General features: G+C 38.1%; 5 protein-coding genes. All 5 read left to right on the plus strand.

The annotated features are described in order from the left end of the window. The first annotated feature begins 280 nt into the window (after positions 1-280). Positions 281-1030 carry a phosphotransferase family protein gene (locus ACEQ1T_RS24580; protein ID WP_370225179.1) on the plus strand — a complete coding sequence of 250 codons (750 nt, stop codon included), beginning with the start codon at positions 281-283 and terminating at the stop codon, positions 1028-1030. Between the two features lie 122 nt (positions 1031-1152). Then, entirely contained in the window at positions 1153-1458 is a 306-nt protein-coding gene (locus tag ACEQ1T_RS24585; RefSeq protein WP_370225180.1) for a metal-sensing transcriptional repressor, read from the plus strand. 230 nt (positions 1459-1688) lie between these two features. After that, positions 1689-1877, plus strand: coding sequence for a metal-sensing transcriptional repressor (locus ACEQ1T_RS24590; protein WP_370225185.1), 189 nt, complete (start codon positions 1689-1691; stop codon positions 1875-1877). A 68-nt stretch (positions 1878-1945) separates the two neighbouring features. Next, positions 1946-2161 carry a copper chaperone CopZ gene (gene copZ, locus ACEQ1T_RS24595; RefSeq protein ID WP_370225182.1) on the plus strand — a complete coding sequence of 72 codons (216 nt, stop codon included), beginning with the start codon at positions 1946-1948 and terminating at the stop codon, positions 2159-2161. 112 nt (positions 2162-2273) lie between these two features. Beyond that, positions 2274-4504 (plus strand): heavy metal translocating P-type ATPase (locus tag ACEQ1T_RS24600; RefSeq protein WP_370225184.1); only part of this gene is annotated, 2231 nt, incomplete at its 3' end.

Below are 4504 nucleotides of genomic sequence, written 5' to 3' on the forward strand. Positions count from 1 at the left end.
GGGAAAGCCTCCAAGGGCTGGCGTGGAGAAGTACATCATATGGTAGAATTTGGAGTATAATCCTACTCCTCTATTTAACTATGTCTTCACGTAGCCATTTGTCCAGAATCTACTCTTTTCAATTTAGAAATATATATCCATGGGGGATGAAATCCTGCGAATAAGCGAGCATTCGTGAGTAAACCGTATTAAACTGAGGGAGTTGAACAAGGATTCTAAAGGCAGGAAGGCGAATATAATATACAGTTGTTGCAGTTAGGAACGTTAAGGAGAGAAACTAATGAATTTAGGTACTCCGATAGCAATAGGAAATACAGCAAAAATCTATCACTATAAAAACAGGATTTACAAAGTATTTAATGACTGCTTGTCCGAAACGGAATCTCTTATTGAATGCGAAAAGCAAAAATATGCTTATTCCTGTGGACTTTCTGTACCCAAAATAATAGATGCTACGAAAATAGATGGAAAACAAGCTATAATAATGGAATCTATCAAGGGTAGAACAATTGGCGATATTCTTTCCGAAAACATGGAGCAAGCTGAATATTACTTGAATATTTCTGTTGCAATTCAACAAAAAATTCATATGTTTGAGGCTCATTCAATAGAAAACATGACTGAAAAATTAACTCGTCAGATAGAATCAGCTAACTGTTTGACTAATAAGCATAAGTCAGCTTTAATACAAAGTTTAAACAGGATGACATTTAAGCCCAGGCTCTGTCATGGAGACTATCATTTGTTTAATTTGATTATGACAGATAAGAGCGTGGCAATAATTGATTGGGTGGATTCCAGTGCAGGGGATATTCGCGCTGACGTTTACCGTACATATCTTTTATATTCCCATTTTTCCCATGAATTTGCTGAGATGTATTTACAGCTTTATTGTAAGAAAAGTGGTTTGGTGAGAGATGAAGTATTACGATGGGCACCAATAATTGCAGCGGCAAGGCTGGGGGAAATTGTACCATCTGAAAACTCAGAACGTCTTTTAAAAATAGTAAATCAATACTGTCCTTTATAGATGGAAATTCTAAAAGGGATTAAATTAAAAATTTGTCTTAAATAGACCTTAAAATAATATGGTACACTATATGATACCCTAGTTGAGTATACTATGCATTATAAGAAAGAGAGTGAGAGTTTATGCATAATTTTGAAGAAGAAAAGTTGACCCATAGGTCAACAAAAGAAAAGGATAAGTTAGTCACTCGATTAAAAAGGATTGAAGGGCAAGTACGCGGCATTCAAAATATGATTGAAAATGACCGGTATTGTGTGGATATTCTAACTCAAATATCTGCAATTAATTCAGCCATGAATAATGTTGGGCTTCATCTGCTAGAAAATCACACAAGACATTGTGTTTCAGATGCTATAAAAGATGGTAATGGGGAAGAAGCGATTCAGGAATTAATGGATGTATTTAAACGATTTTCTAAGTCACAATAACAAAAGCCAGCACTCGATTGCTGGCATAACTTTTATCTATTGACATACCTAACAGGGGTATGGTAAATTTGAAGCGTGATAAAAATTAATGACAAAAGCAAAAACGAAAGGGGTGGAATAATTGGCTGATCTGCCGGTGCTTTCTAAGGAAACCTGTTGCAAATGATTTACAGGAAAAGCTTATTAAAAGGATGAACAGAATAGCAGGCCAAATTAGAAGAATAAAAAATATGATGATTAAGCAAACTTACTGTAATGATATATTGCATAAAATCACAGCTGCTCAGGCTGCATTAAATTCCGTTTCCCGAGTTTTGTTAGAGAGTCATATAAACACGTGTGTAATTACAAGGTTGAAGGAAGAAGATCCAGACATTGTGAAGGAGTTTTTAACGACCATTTCTAAAATTACTAAATAAAATTTTTTGTTTATTTTATACCCAGCGGTGGTATAGTATAAGGATCAATAATTAAGGAGGAATTTTTTATGGAACAAGTAACACTTAACGTACAAGGAATGTCTTGTGGGCACTGTGTCAATTCAATTGAAGGTAATGTAGGGAAGTTAAAGGGTGTTGAGTCTGTCAAGGTTCATCTTTCAGAAGGTAAGGTGGATGTGTCATTTGATTCAAATACAGTAAGCTTGAAGGAAATTACAGATGTTATTGAAGAACAAGGATATGATATCGAACAACCAGCCTAAGTTTATGTAGTTGTTAAATAAAAGTGAAAACAGATCGTGCCCTTTTCAGCGCGATCTGTTTTCGGAAAAAAACATACCCCACTGGAGTATGGGGACGATAGGAGTGAAAAATATGACCCAGAAGGAAGCAACCCTTCAAATCGCTGGAATGACATGTGCTGCTTGTGCAACAAGAATTGAAAAAGGATTGAAGAAAATCGATGGAGTCGAAGACGCCAACGTGAACTTTGCCCTTGAGAAAACAAACATCAAATATGATCCAGATAAAACTGGCACAGCAAAATTTAAGGAGAAAGTCGAATCTTTAGGGTATAACGTTGTAAGCGAGAAAGTGGAGTTTGATATTACAGGAATGACCTGTGCAGCCTGTGCCAATAAAATTGAAAAACGCTTAAATAAGCTGGATGGAGTTGAAAAAGCAGGGGTTAACTATGCAATAGAAACTGTTCTGGTTGAATATAATCCTGAGCAAGTTTCTATCCCTGAAATGAAAGAGGCAATTAAAAAGCTAGGCTATAACCTTGAACAAAAGAAAGAAAATACAGAGGAACAGGTTGACCATCGACAAAAAGAGATAGAAAAGCAGCAAGGAAAGTTTCTTTTCTCTGCCATTTTATCATTCCCGCTATTGTGGGCAATGGTTAGTCACTTTGAATTTACGTCATTCATTTGGCTGCCCGACATGTTTATGAACCCTTGGGTACAGCTAGCCCTGGCGACACCAGTTCAATTTGTGGTTGGTAAACAGTTTTATGTTGGGGCCTATAAGGCGTTAAGAAACAAGAGTGCAAATATGGATGTGCTAGTTGCTCTTGGTACATCAGCTGCATATTTCTATAGTTTGTATCTAAGCTTTGCATCGATAGGCTCCGATGGCCACATGGTTGAGCTCTATTATGAAACGAGTGCTGTTCTTATTACCTTAATTATATTAGGTAAACTGTTTGAAGCGAAGGCGAAAGGCCACTCATCTGAGGCGATTAAGAAGTTAATGGGACTGCAGGCGAAAAATGCAACAGTCGTTCGTGATGGCCAAGAAATGATTATCCCCATCGAAGAAGTTTTAGAAGGGGATATTGTTTATGTGAAACCTGGTGAAAGGGTACCGGTAGATGGTGAGATTGTGGAAGGAAGATCAGCCCTTGATGAATCGATGTTAACGGGTGAAAGTATTCCAATTGATAAAACAATTAGAGATAGCGTTATTGGTTCAACAATTAATAAAAATGGATTCTTGAAAATTAAAGCAACAAAGGTTGGAAAAGATACAGTTTTAGCTCAAATCATTAAGGTAGTTGAAGAAGCCCAAGGCTCTAAAGCACCAATCCAGCGTTTGGCAGACGTAATTTCAGGTATTTTTGTACCGATTGTAGTTGGTATAGCGATTATTGCTTTCCTTGTGTGGTTTTTCTATATAGATCCCGGAGATTTTGCAGATGCTCTTGAAAAATTCATTGCTGTTCTGGTTATTGCCTGCCCATGTGCCCTTGGTCTTGCAACACCAACTTCGATTATGGCCGGTTCGGGCCGTGCAGCTGAATTTGGGATTTTATTTAAAGGTGGGGAACACCTTGAAACAACACATCGTTTAGATACGATTATCCTAGATAAAACAGGAACAGTTACAAACGGTAAGCCGTCTTTAACGGATGTCATTTTAGCAGAAAGCATCGATGAAAATGAATTTCTTACGCTGATTGGTACGGCGGAAAGAAACTCTGAACATCCACTTGCAGAAGCCATTGTGGAAGGTATCGAAGAAAAAGGAATTAATCTTGGGTCATCGGAGGTATTTGAAGCTATCCCTGGTTTCGGTATCCAGTCTACGGTGAATGGTAAGCAGTTATTAATCGGGACACGAAGACTCATGGCTAAATATAGTGTCAATGTTCAAGAAGTATTGTCCAAAATGGAAAGCTTGGAGAAGCAAGGGAAGACAGCTATGTTAGTAGCAATTGATGGCAGCTATGCAGGTATAGTTGCCGTTGCTGATACCGTTAAGGATACATCTAAAGAAGCCATTGCACGATTACACAAAATGGGCTTAGAAGTAGTAATGATCACAGGGGATAATATCCAGACAGCAAAAGCTATTGCGGACCAAGTTGGAATTAAGAGGGTCATTGCGGAGGTGTTACCAGAAGGCAAGGCTGAAGAAGTAAAAAAGCTCCAGCAAACTGGCAAAAAGGTGGCCATGGTTGGGGATGGAATTAACGATGCTCCTGCACTTGCGACAGCTGATATCGGTATGGCGATTGGTACAGGTACCGATGTGGCAATGGAAGCAGCCGACATTACCCTCATCCGAGGCGATTTATCGAGTATTGCAGATGCGATTTTCAT

The sequence above is a fragment of the Cytobacillus sp. genome (assembly GCF_964223445.1).
In the GTDB taxonomy this organism is placed as follows: domain Bacteria; phylum Bacillota; class Bacilli; order Bacillales; family Cytobacillaceae; genus Cytobacillus.